Source organism: Actinomadura sp. NAK00032 (assembly GCF_013364275.1).
GTDB lineage: Bacteria > Actinomycetota > Actinomycetes > Streptosporangiales > Streptosporangiaceae > Spirillospora.
Window position 1 is genome coordinate 7,666,617 of sequence record NZ_CP054932.1, and the last position, 18,510, is coordinate 7,685,126.

The 18,510-nt window shown below is 71.5% G+C and carries 19 protein-coding genes; 4 read left to right on the forward strand and 15 right to left on the reverse strand.

The features are described 5' to 3' along the window. Positions 1-26 precede the first annotated feature (26 nt). Together HUT06_RS35055 and HUT06_RS35060 are read right to left on the reverse strand one after the other, a co-directional pair. Positions 27-1,211 carry a PLP-dependent aspartate aminotransferase family protein gene (locus HUT06_RS35055; RefSeq protein WP_176199638.1) on the reverse strand — a complete coding sequence of 395 codons (1,185 nt, stop codon included), beginning with the start codon at positions 1,209-1,211 and terminating at the stop codon, positions 27-29. Between the two features lie 318 nt (positions 1,212-1,529). Then, positions 1,530-2,297: a DUF2470 domain-containing protein gene (locus tag HUT06_RS35060; RefSeq protein WP_254715546.1), complete on the reverse strand. Its 768-nt coding sequence runs from the start codon at positions 2,295-2,297 to the stop codon at positions 1,530-1,532. Positions 2,298-2,364: 67 nt separating this feature from the next. Here HUT06_RS35060 and rpsD point away from each other — a divergent pair, with 67 nt between their 5' ends. Beyond that, positions 2,365-2,970, forward strand: a complete 606-nt coding sequence (gene rpsD / locus HUT06_RS35065; protein WP_176199639.1) for a 30S ribosomal protein S4 — start codon at positions 2,365-2,367, stop codon at positions 2,968-2,970. Between the two features lie 11 nt (positions 2,971-2,981). On the opposite strand, the gene HUT06_RS35070 is transcribed toward rpsD, so the two are convergent. The 10 genes from HUT06_RS35070 to HUT06_RS35115 all read right to left on the reverse strand — a co-directional run bounded on the left by HUT06_RS35070 (position 2,982) and on the right by HUT06_RS35115 (position 12,872). Next, entirely contained in the window at positions 2,982-3,479 is a 498-nt protein-coding gene (locus HUT06_RS35070) for a MarR family winged helix-turn-helix transcriptional regulator (protein ID WP_176199640.1), read from the reverse strand. An 82-nt stretch (positions 3,480-3,561) separates the two neighbouring features. After that, positions 3,562-4,572, reverse strand: a complete 1,011-nt coding sequence (locus HUT06_RS45385) for a hypothetical protein (RefSeq protein ID WP_176199641.1) — start codon at positions 4,570-4,572, stop codon at positions 3,562-3,564. A gap of 24 nt (positions 4,573-4,596) precedes the next feature. After that, positions 4,597-5,892, reverse strand: a complete 1,296-nt coding sequence (locus tag HUT06_RS35080) for an MCE family protein (RefSeq protein ID WP_176199642.1) — start codon at positions 5,890-5,892, stop codon at positions 4,597-4,599. After that, a complete protein-coding gene (locus tag HUT06_RS35085) occupies positions 5,889-6,992 on the reverse strand; it encodes an MlaD family protein (protein WP_176199643.1) in 1,104 nt (367 codons plus the stop codon). The genes HUT06_RS35080 and HUT06_RS35085 overlap by 4 nt, the downstream gene beginning before the upstream one ends. Further along, positions 6,992-8,017, reverse strand: coding sequence for an MCE family protein (locus HUT06_RS35090; protein ID WP_176199644.1), 1,026 nt, complete (start codon positions 8,015-8,017; stop codon positions 6,992-6,994). The genes HUT06_RS35085 and HUT06_RS35090 overlap by 1 nt, the downstream gene beginning before the upstream one ends. After that, the gene (locus HUT06_RS35095) at positions 8,017-9,036 is read right to left on the reverse strand and encodes an MCE family protein (protein WP_176199645.1); all 1,020 of its coding nucleotides are present in this window, start codon (positions 9,034-9,036) and stop codon (positions 8,017-8,019) included. The genes HUT06_RS35090 and HUT06_RS35095 overlap by 1 nt, the downstream gene beginning before the upstream one ends. After that, entirely contained in the window at positions 9,036-10,115 is a 1,080-nt protein-coding gene (locus HUT06_RS35100) for an MlaD family protein (RefSeq protein ID WP_254715547.1), read from the reverse strand. Before HUT06_RS35100 ends, HUT06_RS35095 begins: the two co-directional genes overlap by 1 nt. Continuing rightward, the gene (locus HUT06_RS35105; RefSeq protein WP_176199646.1) at positions 10,112-11,218 is read right to left on the reverse strand and encodes an MlaD family protein; all 1,107 of its coding nucleotides are present in this window, start codon (positions 11,216-11,218) and stop codon (positions 10,112-10,114) included. Before HUT06_RS35105 ends, HUT06_RS35100 begins: the two co-directional genes overlap by 4 nt. Then, positions 11,215-12,069 carry an ABC transporter permease gene (locus tag HUT06_RS35110; RefSeq protein ID WP_089326540.1) on the reverse strand — a complete coding sequence of 285 codons (855 nt, stop codon included), beginning with the start codon at positions 12,067-12,069 and terminating at the stop codon, positions 11,215-11,217. Before HUT06_RS35110 ends, HUT06_RS35105 begins: the two co-directional genes overlap by 4 nt. After that, entirely contained in the window at positions 12,069-12,872 is an 804-nt protein-coding gene (locus HUT06_RS35115; RefSeq protein ID WP_138634989.1) for an ABC transporter permease, read from the reverse strand. The genes HUT06_RS35110 and HUT06_RS35115 overlap by 1 nt, the downstream gene beginning before the upstream one ends. 286 nt (positions 12,873-13,158) lie before the next feature. Here HUT06_RS35115 and HUT06_RS35120 point away from each other — a divergent pair, with 286 nt between their 5' ends. The 3 genes from HUT06_RS35120 to HUT06_RS35130 all read left to right on the forward strand — a co-directional run bounded on the left by HUT06_RS35120 (position 13,159) and on the right by HUT06_RS35130 (position 15,391). Beyond that, a complete protein-coding gene (locus HUT06_RS35120) occupies positions 13,159-13,716 on the forward strand; it encodes a MarR family winged helix-turn-helix transcriptional regulator (protein ID WP_254715548.1) in 558 nt (185 codons plus the stop codon). Between the two features lie 123 nt (positions 13,717-13,839). Further along, positions 13,840-14,676, forward strand: a complete 837-nt coding sequence (locus HUT06_RS35125) for a lytic transglycosylase domain-containing protein (RefSeq protein ID WP_176199647.1) — start codon at positions 13,840-13,842, stop codon at positions 14,674-14,676. Between the two features lie 49 nt (positions 14,677-14,725). Beyond that, positions 14,726-15,391, forward strand: coding sequence for a TetR/AcrR family transcriptional regulator (locus HUT06_RS35130; protein WP_176199648.1), 666 nt, complete (start codon positions 14,726-14,728; stop codon positions 15,389-15,391). Here the strand turns inward: HUT06_RS35130 and HUT06_RS35135 are convergent. From HUT06_RS35135 to HUT06_RS35145, 3 genes are all read right to left on the reverse strand, one after another. Further along, on the reverse strand, positions 15,348-15,923 hold the full coding sequence (locus tag HUT06_RS35135; protein ID WP_176199649.1) for a hypothetical protein: 576 nt from the start codon (positions 15,921-15,923) through the stop codon (positions 15,348-15,350). The two genes, HUT06_RS35130 and HUT06_RS35135, sit on opposite strands and share 44 nt — an antisense overlap. Next, entirely contained in the window at positions 15,907-17,091 is a 1,185-nt protein-coding gene (locus HUT06_RS35140) for a hypothetical protein (protein ID WP_176199650.1), read from the reverse strand. The genes HUT06_RS35135 and HUT06_RS35140 overlap by 17 nt, the downstream gene beginning before the upstream one ends. Positions 17,092-17,197: 106 nt before the next feature. Continuing rightward, the gene (locus HUT06_RS35145; RefSeq protein WP_176199651.1) at positions 17,198-18,490 is read right to left on the reverse strand and encodes a helix-turn-helix domain-containing protein; all 1,293 of its coding nucleotides are present in this window, start codon (positions 18,488-18,490) and stop codon (positions 17,198-17,200) included. Positions 18,491-18,510: the final 20 nt, after the last annotated feature.

Sequence of the window (18,510 nt, forward strand, 5' to 3'; positions counted from 1 at the left end):
CCGGCCGGCCTCTAGGCTCCGGCCTCCTAGGCTCCGGCCTTCTCCAGGGCCTGGGTGATGTCGGCCCAGAGGTCGTCGGGGTGCTCCAGGCCGACCGCCAGCCGCACCAGTCCCTCGGCGATGCCGGCGGCGGCGAGGGACGGCGCGTCCATCTGGCGGTGGGACGTGCTCGCCGGGTGCATGACCAGCGTCGCGATGTTGCCGAGGGACGGGCCCAGCGAGATCAGTTCGACGGCCTCGGAGAACACGCGGCCCGCGTCGCGGCCGCCTGCGAGTTCGAAGGACAGGACGCCGCCGGCACCGTCCGGCAGGAGGCGCCGGGCCACCTCGTGCTGCGGGTGGTCCGGCAGCCCCGGGTAGTGGACGCGGGTGACGGACGGGTGCGCAGCCAGGCGGCCCGCGAGGTCCAGCGCGGAGGCGCTCTGCCGCGCGACGCGCATCGGCATGGTGGCGATGCCGCGGACGGTCAGCCAGGCGGCGTGCGCGTCGGCGGTGGAGCCGAGTTCGATGGCGTGGTTCCACACCCGCTGGTGGACGGACGGGTCGGCGAAGACGGCGACGCCGCCGATGATGTCGCCGTGCCCGCTCAGGTACTTGGTCGCCGAGTGGATGACGATGTCGGCACCGTGCGCGAGGGGCTTGCACAGCAGCGGCGCGAAGGTGTTGTCAACGACGGTCAGCACGTCGGTGCCTTCAACGGCGGCGGTGAAGGCGGGCAGGTCCGTCACATGCGTGGTGGGGTTGGCGACCGTCTCCAGATAGAGGAGCCGGGTCTCGGGCCGCAGGGCGTCACGCACTTCAGCGGGGTCGTCGCCGGGGATGAAGGTGACGTCCACGCCCCAGCGCTCGGCAAGGTCGTGCAGGAGCGCGTAGGTGCCGCCGTAGAGGGCGGTCTGGGCGATGACGTGGTCGCCGCTGCGGAGCAGGCTCATCAGCACCGCGTTGACCGCGCCCATCCCGGACGCGGTGGCGAGCGCCCCGGAGCCGCCTTCGATCTCGGCGACGGCGTGTTCGAGGGAGCGGACGGTCGGGTTGCCCATCCGGGCGTAGAAGAACGCCTCGTCCGGCCCGGCGAAGGCGGCGGCCAGGTCGCCGGCGGAGTCGAAGGAGAACAGGTGGCCCTGGTAGATCGGGACGGCGAGCGGCCGGCTGCCCTCCGGCTGGATCACGGGCGGGTGGACGGCGCGGGTCTGCGGGTGGTGTCCGGTCATGCCTCCAGCCTGCGTCCGGATTCGGCCCGCCGGAACGGCCAATTCCGACCAGTGGCCCGGACCACGCCCCCCGGCGTGCTCTCGCGGCGCCGGACCACCGGCCCGGCCGGGGACGCCCGGCGCCCCTGGACCGGTACGGTTCCCGCCGCCGGACCCGCCCACCCCGCGAGGGCCGGCCGGCGATCGGGATCGTCCCGGACAAAAGCGCCTTTCTGGGCGTCTCCCGGCCGGAGACCCGAGCATCACCCGGGAGAGCCCCCCGGCGCCATCCGGGAGATCACCGCCACTTCGCGGCGCGCGGCCCCTACGTAGTGCGGGTCAGCCGCGTGCCGCGCGGGCGAAAAGCCGCCGGTAGACGCGGCGGAGGCCGTGGATATCACTGACAGGCCCGGCGAACGCCAGCCGCACGTCGAACGTCGGCGGCACGTGCGGCGCGTCCGGCGAGACGCGCACCCACATGCCGTGCCGGTCGAGCGCCAGCGGCCGGACCTGCCCGGACGGGACGGATTCCGGCAGCAGCCCGGCCAGCTCGCCGCGGTGCACGGAGTCCAGATGGGTGAGGACGCCGGCCTCGACCGCGACGAACGGGTCCGGCGCGGCGGCGGCGTACTCCTCGGGTTCGAGGGTGGCGCTGCCCCACGCGTCCTCGATCTCGACCTGCGCGACCTCCAGCGCGAGGACCGTCCACTCCCGGCCATCGCCGCCGAGGTCGAGCAGTTCCGGACGCGGGTGCACGTGGGACAGCCGCAGCGCGGCGGCGCGCCGCTCGCCGGCCGGGAGCTCGCTGAGCCAGCCGTGCAGCCAGGCCCGGCCGCGCACCCGGTCGGGGAACGCGACCGGCGCGACGTCGCAGATCCGGAGCGTGGCGGGCACGTCGTCGGGTTCGGCGGCGAGCGCGGCGACGACCGGCGCGGCGGCGGGGACGAGCAGCAGCGGCCGCCCGCCGCGGTCGGTGGTGTGCGCGGGGACGGGCGTGTCCGGAACCCGCGGCATCGCCAGGACGCCGCCCGCGATGCCGTAGGAGAGGGTCCGGGCCCGCTCGGCGGGCGCCGGCCCGCCCTCCACCGTGGTCTCCGCTCGCCGCACCGCTGCCTCCTTGACGTATGAGGTTAGGCTTACCTAACTTAGGATCACCTAACCACTAAGGAGCGTGATGAACAACCCCCGTCCGAAGGTGCGGCTCTCGCGGGCCCTCGGGATCCCGCTGACGCCCAAGAGCGTGAAGTACTTCGAGGCCCGCCCCTACCCGCCCGGCGTGCACGGCCGCGCGCGCAAGCAGGAGACCGACTACAAGGTGCGGCTCCGCGAGAAGCAGCGGCTCCGGGCGCAGTACAACATCCGCGAGGCGCAGCTCCGCAACGCCTTCGACAAGGCCGCGTCGGCGGGCGTCAAGACCGGCGAGGCGCTGCTCAGCGACCTGGAGTGCCGGCTGGACGCGCTCGTCCTGCGCTCCGGGTTCGCCCGCACCATCTACCAGGCGCGGCAGTTCGTCGTGCACCGGCACGTGCTGGTGAACGGCCGCCGCGTCGACCGCCCGTCCTACCGGCTCCGGCCCGGCGACGTCATCACGATCGCCGAGCGCAGCCGGAGCATGGACGCCTTCCAGATCGCCGCCGCGGGCGGCCACGCCGAGAAGGTCCCGCCCTACCTGGACGTCCGGCACGACGCGCTCGCCGCGCAGCTCGTCCGGCGGCCCGAGCGCGCCGAGATCCCCGTCATCTGCGACGAGCAGCTCGTCGTCGAGTACTACTCGCGCTGAGCGGGCTCCCGTTAGCGGAGGTCGCCGAGTTCTTCGCGGGACGAGGCGCTGAGGGTGCGCAGGGCGTCCACGAGGACACTCCGCTGGGCCTCGCTGAGCGGGCCCGTGAAGTGGGTGCGCAGCGTCTCGGCGTGGACGCGCAGGGCCTCGTCCAGCTTCGCGCGGCCCGCCTCCGTGAGCCCGACCAGCTGCCGCCGCCGGTCGCCGGGGGCCGGTTCGCGGCGGACGAGGCCGGCGTCCTGCATCCGGTCGATGATGCGGGTCATGCCGCCGCTGGTCAGGATCAGCTCGCCGGCCAGGCCGCCCATCGACCGGGGGCACTCCCCCGCCGCGCCGGACAGCCGCAGCAGCACCTCGAAGACGGCGTGCTTGATGCCGCAGCGGCGCTCCAGCTCCCGGCCCGCGATCCGCTCCAGCGCGGACGCCGCGCCGAGCAGCGCGCCGAACTCGTGCACCACCTCGTCCGCGACGACCGTCCCCCGCCCGCTCTGCTCCGCCACCGTCGACATGATGCCCCGCCTTCCCCGTCACTCCCAACCGACAACATGAAGGCGCCCCGCACGCTTCCGTGCGGGGCGCCTCACGCCGAGGTCAGTTCTTCGGCTTCTCGGTCTTGCCCGGCTTCGGCGACTGGGTCGCGCCGCCGTTCGGGACGCCGGGGATCTGGCTCTGCTGCTGGTTCCGGTTCTGGTCGTTGATGCCGGACGGGTACTGCTGGGTGATCTTCCACTTGCCGTCGATCTTGCTGAGGGAGAGCCGCAGCAGCGTCGCGGGCTGGTTGATCGTGCCGTCCTTGGTCTTCAGCGCCATGTCCATCATGAGCACGGCGGTGGCGAACTTGCCGTTGACGCTGCCGACGAAGACCTGGTTGGTCTTGGACGTCAGCGCCACCTGCGGGTCGGCCTGGAACGCGCTGGCCACGGTCGGGACCGTGTTCTTCTTGTAGTCGTCCAGCATGTCGCCGGCCAGCAGCTTGACCGCCTTGTCGGTCTGCGTCTGGTAGTTCGTCGGGTTGTAGTTGTAGGCGACGTCGCCGTAGGACGAGGCGACCTTTCCGATGGCGTCCCGCTCGTCCTGCTCGGACGACATCGAGCCCGCGCTCGTCCACTTCCAGATCGCCACGCTCGCCAGCAGCGCGACGAGGACCACGAACACGACGGTCGGCACGAGCGGCAGCCCGAACAGCCCAGGCCGGGCCGCCGGCGCCTCGGCCGACGCGTCCTCCGCCGGGGGTTCCAGCCGGGCCGGGCGCGGCTTCGGCTTCGCCTTCGGCGCGGCCTTCTCCACCGACACGGCCTCGGCGTCGGCGTCGGCCTTGGCCTTGGCCGGACGGGCCGGGGCCTCCTCCTCGGCCTCCGCGGCCTCCACCGCCTCCGCCTTCTCGGCGTCCTCGGCGTCGAGGGCCTCCAGCACCTCGTCCAGGTCCTCGTCGTCGATGACCTCGATGACCCGCACGCGGCGCTTGCGCTTGGCGGCGGGACGCGCCGGAGCGGCCGCGGACTCGGCGGCCGTGGACTGCGCGGCCTCACCGGCCTCCGCCCGCTCCTCGGCCGGGACCGCCTCGACCTCGTCGGCCTGGTCCTTGCCGGTCTTGGCTGTCACTTGGGGAACTCCTCGGAAGTTGGGTCAGTCCTTGCGCCGGCGCAGCCGGCCCAGACGGGACACCACGGGCACCGAGCCCATCATGACCCTGATCAGTACCAGCAGGGCGATGACCGGGGGAACGTAGATTAGCCACAGCGGCGGCCCGCCGGAAGAGTCCTCGTTGTTCGCGGCCTTCCTGGCCTGCACGTTCTGCTGGTCGAGGGCGGGATCGTGGGTCGGGATCGTCTCGCCCGGGTTCTTCGCCCTGTAGGGCTTCTGCTTGACGGCCGCCGGCTCCCGCCCACCGGGGCAGGACGGCACCTTGGCCACCGGCGGCTGCGGGAGCGGGTACTTGTACTCCAGCGTCGCGGGCGCGTTCAGCGTGACCTGGAAGACGACGTTCAGGACGGGCTTGCCCTGGTCGATCCCGATCACGTTGTCGAGGACGTTCTTCAGCGCGGGCGCCGAGGCGAGCGTCTTGTTCAGGTCCTTGAGGTAGCCGGGGTTGTACTTCCCGACGCCCCAGTTGCCGAGCATGTCGACGGTGCAGCCGAAGTCGCCCTCGGTCTTGTCGAGCAGCCCGTTCACCGTGGCGAGCAGGCCGGGGCCGCGGTCGCGCAGCTCGGCGATCTGGCCGCGGACCTGGCTGAGCGCGGCGGTCAGCGCGGCGAGGTTGTCGACGCCGGCGCCGAGCGAGCCGCGGTTGCGGTTCAGCACGTCGGTGATCCGGCCGAGGTCCTTGGTCAGGCCGTCGAGCAGCTCGGTGTTCTCCGCGAACGTCTTGGTCAGGTCGTCCCCGCCGTTGATGATCTGGCGGAGCGACTCCTCGCGGCCGGACCAGCCGGCGGCGAGCTCGCTGGTGAGGACCTTGGCGTCGTCGGGGTTGATCGCCTTCAGCGAGTCGATGACCGCGCCGAACAGGTCGCCGTACTTGGGCGGGACGGTCGTGTGCGACACCGGGATGACGGTGCCGGGCTTCATCGCCGGCGCGCCCGCCTTGCCGGGGCCGGGGGTCAGCTCGACGACCGGCTCGCCGACCGCGGACTTGCGGGCCGCGGCGGCGGTCACGCCCTGCGGGATCTTGACGCCGCGGTCGATGTCCAGCCGGACGACGACCTTGTTCTTCTTCAGGTCCACCGAGTCGATCTTGCCGATCCGCAGCCCGAGGTAGTCGACCTCGAAGTTCGGGTGCAGGCCCGGCGAGGACTGGAACTCCACCGTGATGTGGTACGGCCGGTCGATGAAGTCGAACCGGACGACGTTGTTGAACGCCCACACCACCATGACCACGGCGAGGACGCCGAAGGCCACCAGGTTGATCGTCAGCCGGCGGGTCATCCGCGTCCCTCCAGGAGCTTCTCCAGGTCCGGCAGCGCGTCCCCGAGCTTCGGCGGGATCTTCGGCGCGGCCTGCTTCTTCTGCGGCTCGCTGAGGCCGGGGAAGAGCGGCCGCCCGTCCGGCCAGGTGACGCGGACGATGGGGTAGAGCAGCAGCTGGCCGTCGTAGCTGGCCAGCGGGATCTTGTACGAGAACGCCACGATGCCGTCGACGACGGCGGTGAGGCGCTTGCGGTTGCTGCCGAGCTGCTGCAGGACGGGGTCGAGGTCGTTCAGCAGCTGCCGGAACCGGCGGATGCGGCCTTCCAGGACCTTGTCGTTCAGCTCGCGGGCCATCTTGGTGAGCCGGTCGACGGCCTTGATGATCTTGTGTTTGTCGTCGTTCAGCATCCGGGTGGTGCGCTCGAGCTGGCCGGGCGCCTGGGCCAGCGCGTCGCTGCCGTTGGCGAGCGACCGGCCGAGCTTGGCGAACCGGTCGACGGTCTCGCCCAGCTCGACGCGCTGCGCGGCGAACATCTTCACCAGGTCGCTCGCCTGGGCGATCGTCTTGTTGAGCTTCTGCCCGTTGCCGTCCAGCGCAGTCGCGCCGGCGTTGACGACGGTCGCGACGTCGTCGCCGGCGAGCGCCTGGATCAGCGGCCCGGCCTGCCCGACGACCTGCTCGAACGCGGGCTGGACGCTGGTGTCGGTGATCGCGGCGCCGGACGCGAGGAAGGGGCCGCGGGTCATGCTGCCGCCGGGCGGCAGCCGCAGGTCCACGTAGTTCTCACCGAGCAGCGAGGTCACCTTGATCTCGGCGTGGGTGCCCTTGGGGATCTTGATGCCGTCCTCGATGGACAGCGTCGCCCGCGCCTTGTAGCGGACCAGCTCGACCTTGGTGACGGTGCCGATCTTGATGTCGGACATCTGCACGCTGTGCCCGGCGACGAGGCCCTGGGCGTCGTCGAACGTGGCGGTCAGCGTGAGGTCGCCCTTCGGCGCGCCGGCCGTCTTGTACGAGCAGCCGGAGACCGCGAGGGTCGCGGCGACCAGGACGAGGAGGAACTTTCTGCCCCTGCCGGGGGGTGTGGGGGGTCGTCCCCCCACAGTGACTCGGCCCATCAGTTGCCTCCGTCCCAGGGGCAGTTGGAGTTCGGCTTGGGCAGCGGGCAGCCGACGTCGTCGGTGTTCATCAGGCCCTTCAGCCACGTCCGCAGGAACGCGTCGGTGGCGAACCGGATCTGCAGCGACTTGTTCTTCGGGTTGTAGCCGCCGATGAGGGCGTCGCCGATGCCGGGCAGCACCTTCAGCAGCTGCGCGACCTGCTTGGCGTTGCCCTTGAGGACGAGCGCGGCCCGGGTGAGGACGGCGAGGTCGTAGGGCAGGTTGCCCTTGTACTTCTGGATCAGCCGGTCGCCGTTCTTGGCCAGTTCGAGGATGCCGCTGATGAGCTGCTGGAGTTCGCCGCGCTCGGAGCTCAGCACCTGGCTGGCGGTGCCGAAGTCGCGGATGATGGTGCCGAGCACCTGCTCGCGGCCCCGCACGACGCCGGCGAGCCGGTCGAGGTTCTTGGCGACCTCGATCAGCTCCTTGTCCTGCCCGGCGACGTTCTCGATGAGTCGGGCGCTCTGTTCGAGCGTGGCGTTGAACTCCTTGCCGTTGCCCTTCACCGTGTCGGCGGCGGTGCCGAGCGCGGTCTGCATCTTGGTCGGGTCGAGCGCGTTGGCCAGGTTGGTGAAGGAGCTGAGCGCGTCGTCCACCTCGACCGGCACGTGGGTGCGCTCGATCGGGATGACGTCGGCGGTCTCCTTCGCCTGCCCCGGCCGCCATGCCGGGTGCAGGACGAGGTTGCGCTCGCCGATGAGGTTCAGCGGCACGATCGACGCCTGCACGCCCTTCGGCAGCGGCACGTCCCGGCGCACGTGGAACGTGACCTTGACCTTGTCGCCCTGGTTCTCGACCTTGTCGACGAGGCCGACGTCGGCGCCCATGACCTTGACCTTCGACTCGGGGTAGAAGGAGCGGGCCTTCGGCACGTAGACGACCATCGTGCGCTCACCGCTCGCCGAGGGGGCCAGCGAGCATCCGCCCATCGACGCCGTCAGGGTGAGGCCCAGGGCGATGGCGATTCCCTTCACTCTGCCCATCAGTTGCCTCCCTGGCGCCGGGTGGAGATCGGGCCCGGCGGCTGCAGCGGGCCGAGGCCGGTGAGCACGCCCTCGATCCAGGGGCCGTTGCCCTTGAGGTTGGCGACCTGCTGGAACGTCGGCCCGAGCAGCGAGAGGTCGGTGTTCAGCGCGTCCATGTTGGGCGCGAGCCGGGTGGTCAGCAGGTGCAGGTTGTCCAGCAGCGAGTCGAGCTGCTTCTGGTTCTTGGAGATCACGTTGGACAGCGTCTGGACGGTCCGGTTGCCCTGCCCGATCGTCGCGGCCAGCTCGTTGCGGCGCCGCACGAGCGCCTTGAGCAGCACCTGGCTGGAGTTGATGATCTCGCGGAGCTGCTCGTCCTTGCTCGCCAGCGTGCCGGTGATCGTCTTGCTGCTCTCGATCAGCTTCTGGATCTGCGGGTAGGAGTCGTTGAGCATCCGGGACAGGTCCTGGACGTTGGTGAGGACCCGGTTCAGCTTCGCCGCCCCCGGCGACCGGATCTTGTTGACCTCGGTGAGCAGCTTGTCGATGCTCTTCTCGTCCAGCTTGCCGACGATGTTCTGCGCGCCCTCCAGCGCCTCCGGGACGGTGAACGGCACGCTGGTGCGCTCCAGCGGGATCCGCCGCTTCGACTCGGAGACGTCCGCCATGTACGGCTTGGACACCGGGCCGGACAGCCGCAGGTAGCGGCCGCCGAGCAGCGTCGTCGTCTGGACCTCCGCGCGGGTCTTCGGCCCGAGGTCGATCCCGGCGTTCACGTGCCACTTCACGATGATCTTGCCGTGCTTGAAGTCGGGCTCCACGGAGGTGACGCGGCCCGACTTCACGCCGGCGACCCGCACGTCCTGGCCCTTCTTCAGCCCGGCCGTGTCGCTGAACTCGCCGCTCATCGTGTAGCCGCGGTCGAACAGGTGGAGCTGGCCGATCGCGAAGGCGAACACGCAGGCGGCGCCGAGCGCGGTGAGCGTGACGATCGCGACGACCTTCTGGTTGACGTCGCGCAGCGACTTCAGCGCCATCAGCCGCCACCTCCCTGCAGCATCGTCCTCAGCTTGGCGAGGTCGTCCTTGGTCGGCTGGCCGGTGCCCGGCGCCTTCGGCAGCTCCATCGGGAACGGGCAGGGCCCCTGCATCACGTTCAGGCAGAGCGCGTTGGTGCGCAGGTAGTGGCCGCCGTTCGCGGTGGAGAAGAGCTGCCGCAGCGTCAGCGGGAGCTGCTGCACCATCTTCTCCAGCTGGTCCACGTTCAGCCGGAACGTGGTGGCGAACTTGCCGAGGTTGTCGATGATCCGGGCGAGCTGCGCGTCGTTGCCGCCGAGCACCTGGTTGAGGTTGGTGGTGACGCCGCCGATCTCGACGATGGCGTCGTCGAGCAGCTTGCGGTTGTTGGCGAAGACCTTGGTGAGCGACTCCAGGTTGTCGATGCTCGCCGCGATCTGCTTGTCGCGGGTGGCGACGGCGCCGCTCACCGTCTCGTAGTTGTCGATCATCCCCTCGATCGTCTTCTTGCGGGCCGCGAAGGTCCGCAGCAGCAGGTCGAGGTTGTCGGTCAGCAGCGAGATGTTCTGCTCGTTGCCGTCCAGCGCCTGCGAGAACGAGAAGAGGATCTTGTTGAGCTGGTTCGGGTCGAGGTTGCGGGTCAGCGGGCCGAGCGCGTTGACGACCTCGCCGAGGTCCACCACGGACCGGGTGTGCGGGACGCGGTCGCCGTCGCGCAGCATGCCGCCGCTCGACCCGGGCTCCAGGTAGACGACCCGCTGCCCCATCACGTTGCGCCAGCGGATCGCGGCGGTGGAGTCGGAAGGCAGCCGGACGTCCTTGTCGACGGCCATCTCGACCACGGCCTTGCCGCGCACCACCTCGATGCCCTTGACCTGGCCGACGGGCGTGCCGGCGACCTTCACGCCGTCGCCCTCCAGCAGGCCGGTGACGTCGTCGAAGGTGGCGGTCAGCTTGTAGCGGGAGTTGAAGCTGGTGCCGAGGATCTGCTGGCCGATGTAGAAGGTGAGCAGAGCGGTCAGGACGACGAACACCAGCGTCTTCAGCATCGTGGTGTAGTCGGGGCCGCGCGCCGCCTTGCGGCGCTGCCGCGGGCTCATGGCCGCCCCCCGGTCTTGCTCTGGCCGGTCTTGTTCTGCCCGGTCTTGCTCTGGCCCGGCAGCTTCATCTCGAACGCGGTCTTCTGCGGCGTGGTCGAGCAGGCGTCGATGAAGATCTGGCAGATGTCGAGGGGCAGGTCGTCGCGCGCCTGCGCGATGACGGTGCCCTCCGGCCCGGGGATGCGGATGATCTGCGCCAGCAGGTTGAAGAACCCGTTCAGGCTGTCCAGCAGCACCGGGATGTTGCGGCGCTGGTTGTCGAACACCGAGACGATCCCGGCGCCGTTGTCGACGATGTTGCCGAGGTTGCGGCCGTGCTGCTCCAGGTTGCGGCCGAGGGTGTCGCCGAGCTTGCTGGACTCGTCCAGCAGCTGCGAGACCTTGTCGGGCTTGGCGCTGATCGTCTGCGACAGCTTGTTGAAGTCGCCGGTGAACGCGGCGAACGTGTCGCCGCGGGACGCCAGCGTGCCCGACAGGCCGTTGATGTTGCGCAGCAGCGCGTTGATCGCGGCCCGGTCCTTGTGCGTGGCGTCGACGACGATCGCGCCGTTGTCGATCGTCCGGCGGAGCGCGGGGCCCTGCCCCGACAGCCCCGCGCCGAACGTGTGCAGCAGCGCGGCGACGTCGTCGGGGTTGATCGCCTTGGTGAGGTCGTAGGCGAGCCAGGCGGTGTCGGACAGCTCCTTCGGGTCGTTGGTCTCGGTGATGGTGGCCCCGTCCTTCAGGTACGGGCCGGTCAGCTCGTTCTTGCCGAGGTCGAGGTTGAGGTCCTTCGGGCCGAACACCGAGACGGGCTCGACCGTCGCGACCGTCGTGTCGGCGATGCGGACGCCCTTGTCGAGCCGGAGCCGCACCTTGACGCGGCCCTGGTCGTCCAGGTCGAGGCTGTCGACGGCGCCGACCGCGATGCCGCGGACCTTCACCTCGGACTTGCCCGGGTCGAGGCCCTGCCCCGCCCGTCCGAACGTGGCGTTGTAGTACGTGGAGCCCGAGTGGTCCGGTGTGGAGCCGATCGCGACGAACGCGGCGGCGGCCGCGATGACGCCGGCGCCGACCAGCCCGAACACCGTCCGGGAGCGCTGGGAGATGCTCTCTTCGCTCATCCGGTCAACTTCACTGTGCTGCCGTGGCCCCAGAAGATGTACGACAGGACCAGGTTCATGAGGATCATCAGGATGGTCGACTCCCGGATCGCGCGGCCCGCGGCGACGCCGACGCCGACCGGCCCGCCCGCCGCGTAGTAGCCGCGGTAGCAGTGGATGAACATGATGATGAACGCGAACACCGCCACCTTGATGACGCTGTAGAAGACGTCGATCGGGGGGAGGTAGAGGTGGAAGTAGTAGTCGTAGATGCCGGGTGAGAGCCCGAAGTACTGGATCGTGATGAACCGGGTGGCGAAGAACGCCATGAACAGCGAGACCAGGTACAGCGGCACGAGGGCGATGACGCCGGCGGCGACCCGGGTGCAGACCAGGTAGGCCAGCGAGTTGATGCCCATGACCTCCAGCGCGTCGATCTCCTCGGAGATCCGCATCGCGCCGATCTCGGCGGTGAACCCGGTGCCGACCTGCGCGACCAGCGCGACGCCCGCGATGATCGGGGTGACCTCGCGGACGTTGGAGTAGCTCGCGACCAGTCCGGTGAACGCCTCGGCGCCGATGCGCTCCAGCCCGGGGTAGCCCTGCAGGCCGACCATCGCGCCGGTGGCGAGCGACATCGTGGCGATCACGAAGATCATGCCGCCGCCGATGACGAGCGCGCCGACGCCGACGGTGATGTCGCTGACCTGCTTGGCGAGCGTCTTGCCGTACTTGCGCTTGATGATGATGTCGACGAACAGGTGGTAGAGGACCCGGCCGAGGAAGACCGGGAGGTCGGCGGACGCGGCGAGGCCCGCGGTCCGGCCGCGGACGGCGCGGCCCAGCTTGCGGACGGGGGAAATGGCGACCATCAGAACCTCGGGGGGAACAGGACCTGGTAGATCATGGTGAGGATGTAGTTCGTCGCGAACACCACGATCGAGGTGACGACGACGGCCTTGTTCACCGCGCGGCCGACGCCGACGGGACCGTAGTCGCAGTTCATGCCCATGTAGCAGGCGACGGCGGCGGCGATGAAGCCGAACACCCACGCCTTGAACAGGGTGATCACCAGGTCTGAGAACTGCAGCAGGGTGGTCGAGCCGTCGAAGAACGCGCCCGGGCTGACGCCCTGCTGGATGACGTTGAAGTAGTAGCCGCCGACGACGCCCGCCAGGATCACCACCGAGCACAGCAGCCCGGACACCATGCTCGCCGCCCACAGCCTGGGGGTGACCAGGCGGTGGATCGGGTTGATGCCCATGACCTCCATCGCCGCGAGTTCGTCGCGGATGTTGCGGGCGCCCATGTCGGCGGTGATCGCCGACCCGCCCACGCCGGAGACCAGCAGCGCCGCGGCCAGCGGCGCCACCTGCTGGATCATCGCGGCGGTGAGCAGCGCTCCGGTGCCCGACTGCGCGCCGAGCTGGCGGGCGATGTCGCCCACCTGGAGCGAGATCGTGGCGCCGAGCGGCACGGCGATGAGCATGACCGGCACGCTCGTGACGCGTGCCAGGAACCAGCACTGCTCGATGAACTCGCCCCACCACTGGCGCAGGTCCCAGGAGCGGCGCAGCCCTTCGAGGAGGGTCACGCACAGCAGTCCCGTCTCGTCGAGCGCTCGCCCGACGCGTCTGCGTGCCAGGTCCGGGGCCTTCGTGAGGCTCAGGGCCATCAGCCGGCGACCTCCCCCGTGGGGCGGGGGTGAAGGTACATACCAGCCTCCTTCGTTCTCGGACGTCGGCGCCCATCCGATACGCCGGCTCCCGCCGGGCCACAGGCGGCGCCCACGTCCTCTTCGTCGTCGCGCGCCACCGTGGTCTCGGCAGAGACCGGGATCACAGGATGACCCAAGCAAGCACTCGGGCACCACCGCTGTGATCTGAGGCACTCTATTGGAAGAAGGTCTAAGAAGCGAGTACTTACATCTGGATTTGTCCGAAGCTACGATCGGGCGCACGATGATCGACACGGGGCGTGAGAGGGAAGACGACATGGACGGCGGCGACGACCCGCTGGTCATGGGCGTCCGGGACCGGTGGGAGGAGCAGGGGCTCCAGGGCGGCCCGTGGCCGTTCATGGCGATCTGCGCGGTGGGACGGCTCGACCAGCTGTTCAAGAAGGCCCTCGAAGCGGAGCTGAAACGGCTGGGCCTGACCCGCAGCGGCTACCTGCTGCTGACCACGCTGGCCCTCACGACGCGCGGCAGCGCGCGGCTGAGCACGCTCGGCCGGATCCTGATGGTGCACCCGACGACGGTGACGCTGACCGTCGAGCAACTGGAGGCGGTCGGCCTCGTCGCCCGCACCCGGCATCCCCGCGACCGGCGCGCGACGCTGGTGGAGATCACCGAGGTGGGACGGGAGCGGGCCAACGAGGCGAGCCTGGCGCTGGAGTCGCCCGGCGGCGCGTTCGCCCCCTTCGCCGGGACGCACCGCGAAGTGTTCGAGGCGCTCCAGCCCGCCCGGCTCGCCGCCGGCGACGTGGAACTGCTGAACCCCGGCGGCGCCCGGAGCTGACGCACGCCCGTGTGACCGGGGGGACGGCGGGGGAAGACGCGGGACGGGTGAACCGCGTACGATGCCGCCCGCGTACCTTGAGTTCGACGACACGACCCCGGGCGATAAGGCAGTCTTCATCCCATGCCCCAGAGTCACGGCACTCGCAGACGTTCCGCCGAGGGCAGGCGCGCCCGCTCCGAGCGGGTTCCCGCACCGCGTCCGGCAGGCGACGAGTACGACCCGTACGGCGCCTACGGCGGAGCGGGCGGCCCTGGCGGGACCGGGCCGATGCCGATGCCGCCCGCCGTCCCGCCGGAGAAGAAGCGGCGCCTGCGGCGGGTGCTCACCAGCAACGTGACCATCACCATCGCGGCGATCGCCGCGCTCGGCACGGCGGTGACGGTCGTCGACCTCAACGCCTTCACCGGCGACGACACCAAGCCGCCGAAGGCCGCCGCGGCCGGGCTGTCGACCAACGACATGCTGGCGAAGCTGACGTCCGCGTCCGACATGGACAAGGTCGCCGCCGACGTCATCGCCACTGCGAAGAAGCGCGCCTACGAGGAGCACCAGCGCGAGCTGAAGCGGCTCAAGGAGAAGGCCAAGCGGGACGCGGCGGCGCGGGCGAAGCTCAAGGCGCAGCAGGAGCGCGAGCGGCTCGCCAAGATGAACCCCAGCTCCAAGCAGAACAAGGCGTACGGCAAGAAGATGAGCGCCATGAAGGGCTGGAGCCGCTGCTGGCCGTCCCTGCTGACGCTGTGGAACCACGAGAGCGGCTGGAACGAGCGGGCCGTCAACCCGTCCAGCGGCGCCTACGGCATCCCGCAGGCGCTGCCGGGTTCCAAGCTGGCGAGCGCCGGTGCCGACTGGCGCACCAGCTCCCCCACCCAGATCGCGTGGGGGCTCGGCTACATCAAGGCCCGCTACAAGGACCCGTGCGGCGCCTGGTCGTTCTGGCAGGCGCACAACTGGTACTAGCCGTCCGCTACTCCCCGCCTGCGGGCCCGCGACCTGGCACCATGAAGGGATGCGGACGAGCAGGACGCGCCACGGCAACGACACGGGGAACGGCGACGGGCCGGGCGGCGGCTCAGCGGGCGGCGGGCGGCAGTGGGCCCGCGCCGACGCGACGCGCCATGCGCTGCTGAGCGCGGCGCAGCAGGTCTTCGCCGACCGCGGCTACGCCGACGCGGGGATCGCCGAGATCGTCGAGCGGTCCGGGATCAGCGTCGGCAGCCTCTACCACCACTACGGCGGCAAGGCCGGCCTGTACGTCGCGCTGTGGGAGGACCTCACCGCCGAGCAGGAGGCGAGCGCCGCGCAGGCGGTGTCCGCCGCGCGCAAGAGCGGCGAGTCCGACCCGATCGCGCTGTTCACCTCGGGCGCCCGCGCCTACCTGCTGGTGTGCTGGGAGCGGCGGGAGGCGGCCCGGCTGTTTCTGGCCGGTGAGGGCCCGTCGGGGTCGTCGCTGATGCGGCGCAGCCGCGCCCAGCACTGGATCGCGCAGAACACCAAGCTGCTGCGCGGCCCCGCGCCCGGGGAGCCCGCCGGGCGCGCCGACCAGGTGCTGAGCCTGGTGCTGACCACCGTCATCGGCGAGGCCGGACGGGAGATCGCCACGGCCGAGAACGAGGCCGAGGCGGCGGAGATCATCGACGAGGTGTGCCGGATCCTGATCCGGCTGGCGCGCTGACCCGCGTCCGGAACCCGGCGGCGGGCAGGGCGAGGAGCAGCACCGCGCCCAGCGCGGCGGCGCCGACGGCGAGGGTGCAGGCGGCGACGGTGACGTCCGCGTCCGGCTCCGCGAGGGCCATGGCGGCGCGGCGCATCGGCTCGGCGGTGAGGAGCGGCACGGCGGCCCAGACGGTCAGCCGCGCCGTCCGGGACCCGGTGAGCAGTTCCGGCGCGGTGTGGGTGAGCAGGACGCCGGCGGCGAGCAGGAGCGCGCACAGGGTCATGCCGGTGCCGATGTCCGGCCCGGCCGTCGGCGGACCTGCCGGGCCGGGCACGAGGCCGTCCAGCATCCGCAGCAGCCAGACGCGGGAGCCGGTGCTGGCGAGGACGCCGATGACGAGGACGGCCGACGCCGCCCACGCCGCGCACAGCAGCGCCACGGCGGCGACGGCGAGGTGGGGCTGCTCCCAGGTCTGATCCTGGGGCGGCGGCCCGCCGGGACGCTCGGGGGCGGCGTCCCGGAGGCCGCCGCGGTCAGGGGCGGACGACACGGACCTGGCCGACCGTCAGCCGGATCGGCGGGACCGGCTGGAGCGGGCGGACCGGCCGCGCGCGGGCGGGCTGCGGCGGAAGGGTGCGCAGCCGCGCCGCGGTGGGCCGCTTGCCCGCGAGGTGCCGGCGGGCGGCGCGGAGCCTGCGGCGCATCACCCGCTGGGCGCGGGCGTCATTGCGGCGGATCAGCCGCAGCCGCATCAGAAGCAGGATCACCCCGGCGCCGAGCGCGGCGACGAAGCCCGCCTGGAGCGCGGCCAACTCCTCGTAGGTGAACGGGTCGGCGGGGATCGTGCGCAGGTTCGACACCGGGACGAGCGGCCCGGACGCCGGCGCGATCTGCGGCGCGTTGGCGGGCACGATCGGCGGCAGCGCCACCTGCGGCCCCTTCATCCCGGCGAGCGGGTTGAACCCGGACGGCGTCAGCGGCGGCACGCCGGGCGGCAGCGTCCCCGCGCTGATCCCGGGCGGCAGCGCGCCCGAGGCCGAGGTGATGACCAGCTTGTAGGTGCGCGACACGCTCCGCGCCTTGGCCGCCGACACCGACGCGCGCAGCGTGATGACGCCGGGCTTGGCGGAGGACGGCGCCCGCACGGTCGCGATCGCGGAGGCCCCGCCGGAGCCGACGCTGCCGAGCGACTGCGAGCCGGGGCTGACCGACGCGCCCGAGGCCGACATCCGCAGCGCGACACCGGTCGCGGTCGCGTACGCCGACGAGATCCGCACGGTCGCGGTGATCGAGCCGCCGGGCTTCATCGTCGCCTGCGACACCGTCAGCCCGAGCGACAGCACCGGCGTCTTCGGCTTGCCCGGCCCGGGCGGCGGCGTCGTCGGCGGGTCGGTGGGCGTCGTCGTGGGGGGCGGACTCGTCGGCGGATCCGTGGGCGGGTCGGTCGGCGGCGGTTCCGACGTCGGCGGATCGGTCGGCGGGTCGGACGTCGGCGGATCCGTGGGCGGGTCGGACGTCGGCGGGTCGGTGGGCGTCTCGGTGGCGGGCGGGTCGGTCGGGGTCTCCGTTGCCGGCGGCGGGTCGGACGGCGTGTCGGTCACCGTCGTCTCGGGCGACGGGGTCGTCTCGTCCGCGTACACGGGGTGGACGCCCACCGTGCCGATGAGCGTCACCGCGCCGAGTCCGGCCAGGACCGAGACTGCCGATCGTGAACGCACCCCGAACGCACCTCCACCGCGTCGCGACCATCCAGCCGAAATTGCGCTGAATTGGATGGAAGCACGCGCCGATTCGTCTCATCAACCCCGCACGTCAAGGTCCGTTTCAGCTGCTCATATTCCGCCGATCCGTAATTGGCCGATTATCATCGGGTGAGGGTTTCCGCGGGCCGCCGCCGTCGCGCCCGGAGGCCGCTCCCGCCGCCGCGCCGGCGCGCTCGCGCAGCCGCATGGCGCGCAGCACCGCCTCGATCGCGAAGCGCGCGTCGGAGTCGGTGAGCCGGTCGCCGAGCGTGCTCTCGACCTGCCGCATCCGGTAGCGGACGGTCTGCGGGTGGATGCCGAGCTCCGCCGCGATGTCGTTGGCGCTGCCGCGGGTCGTCAGCCAGGCGCGCAGCGTCTCCAGCAGGCGGTCGCGCTGCCGGCAGGTGAGGTCGTCCATGTCGCCGAGGTGCCGGGCCGCGAGCTGGTCGATGAGCGCCTGGTCGGACAGCAGCCACAGGGTGATGAGGTGGTCCTCGCAGTCGGTGACGGGCGTGTCCCCGAGGACGCCCTCCTCCACCAGGCCGAGGGCGCACCGCGCCCAGCGCAGCGAGTCGACGACGCCCGTGGGCGGCACCGTGAGGCCGATGACGAGCTGCCCGTCCGGCAGGACGCGCAGCAGGGACCGTCGCCGCTCAGAGGTGGCCTTACCTGGGATGACGAGGAACGGCTGGGTCGCGGTGAGGTCGGCGAGGACGTCCTCGTCGAGGGCGGCCCGCACGTACCGGGCACCGGGCGGGGCCACGACGACGGTCACCTCGTCAGGGATCGTCCACCCGGCCTTTTCGGCGGCCTCGGTCAGGACGCGCGGGGACGCGGCGGGCCGCAGCAGGAGTTCCAGTAAACGCCGCCGGTGCGCCTCGACCTCGCCGTCCGGGCGGGCGTCCATGTAGCCCTCCAGCGCGAGCGCGGCGAGTTCGTCGATGTAGGCGAACAGGGCGTCGGCGAGCTGGGCCATGACCTCGGGCGACACCCGGCGGCGCGGCCCGACCTTCATGATGCGGCGCCACGCGACCTGGGCGCCGATGCGCAGCGCGGCCTGAAGCGTGTCGAGCGTCCGGCCCTCCTGCGCCTCGAACCGGCCGAGGCGGCGGTAGGTCTCGTGGTGGCGCTCGCGCGGGGCGAGCGGGTTGGCCACCCGGTCGACGAAGTCGGTCAGCGCGCGTTCGACGCCGATCCGCAGGGCCTCCACGTAGGGGCCCTTGAGGGGTCGCCCGTACTCGGGGATCGACCGGCGCACCTCGTCGATGATCTCCTGGGCGAGGCTGGGCAGTTCCGGGCGCATCAGCAGGGCGAGCCGACGGGGCAGCCGCGTCCGGCGCTTCACCGTCCCCCGCGTCAACGTCTGCTGTGCCATGGGCACACCTCCAAGTCGCC

Excerpts from the sequence above, each read along its gene's own strand:
- HUT06_RS35100 (WP_254715547.1), bottom strand. The coding sequence starts at position 10,115 with ATGAGCCCGCGGCAGCGCCGCAAGGCGGCGCGCGGCCCCGACTACACC.
- HUT06_RS35130 (WP_176199648.1), top strand. The coding sequence starts at position 14,726 with ATGCGGACGAGCAGGACGCGCCACGGCAACGACACGGGGAACGGCGAC.
- HUT06_RS35120 (WP_254715548.1), top strand. The coding sequence starts at position 13,159 with ATGATCGACACGGGGCGTGAGAGGGAAGACGACATGGACGGCGGCGAC.
- HUT06_RS35095 (WP_176199645.1), bottom strand. The coding sequence starts at position 9,036 with ATGGCGCTGAAGTCGCTGCGCGACGTCAACCAGAAGGTCGTCGCGATC.
- HUT06_RS35085 (WP_176199643.1), bottom strand. The coding sequence starts at position 6,992 with ATGGGCCGAGTCACTGTGGGGGGACGACCCCCCACACCCCCCGGCAGG.
- HUT06_RS35090 (WP_176199644.1), bottom strand. The coding sequence starts at position 8,017 with ATGGGCAGAGTGAAGGGAATCGCCATCGCCCTGGGCCTCACCCTGACG.
- HUT06_RS35080 (WP_176199642.1), bottom strand. The coding sequence starts at position 5,892 with ATGACCCGCCGGCTGACGATCAACCTGGTGGCCTTCGGCGTCCTCGCC.
- HUT06_RS35110 (WP_089326540.1), bottom strand. The coding sequence starts at position 12,069 with ATGGTCGCCATTTCCCCCGTCCGCAAGCTGGGCCGCGCCGTCCGCGGC.
- HUT06_RS35070 (WP_176199640.1), bottom strand. The coding sequence starts at position 3,479 with ATGTCGACGGTGGCGGAGCAGAGCGGGCGGGGGACGGTCGTCGCGGAC.
- HUT06_RS35125 (WP_176199647.1), top strand. The coding sequence starts at position 13,840 with ATGCCCCAGAGTCACGGCACTCGCAGACGTTCCGCCGAGGGCAGGCGC.
- HUT06_RS35105 (WP_176199646.1), bottom strand. The coding sequence starts at position 11,218 with ATGAGCGAAGAGAGCATCTCCCAGCGCTCCCGGACGGTGTTCGGGCTG.
- rpsD (WP_176199639.1), top strand. The coding sequence starts at position 2,365 with ATGAACAACCCCCGTCCGAAGGTGCGGCTCTCGCGGGCCCTCGGGATC.
- HUT06_RS35055 (WP_176199638.1), bottom strand. The coding sequence starts at position 1,211 with ATGACCGGACACCACCCGCAGACCCGCGCCGTCCACCCGCCCGTGATC.
- HUT06_RS35115 (WP_138634989.1), bottom strand. The coding sequence starts at position 12,872 with ATGGCCCTGAGCCTCACGAAGGCCCCGGACCTGGCACGCAGACGCGTC.
- HUT06_RS35145 (WP_176199651.1), bottom strand. The coding sequence starts at position 18,490 with ATGGCACAGCAGACGTTGACGCGGGGGACGGTGAAGCGCCGGACGCGG.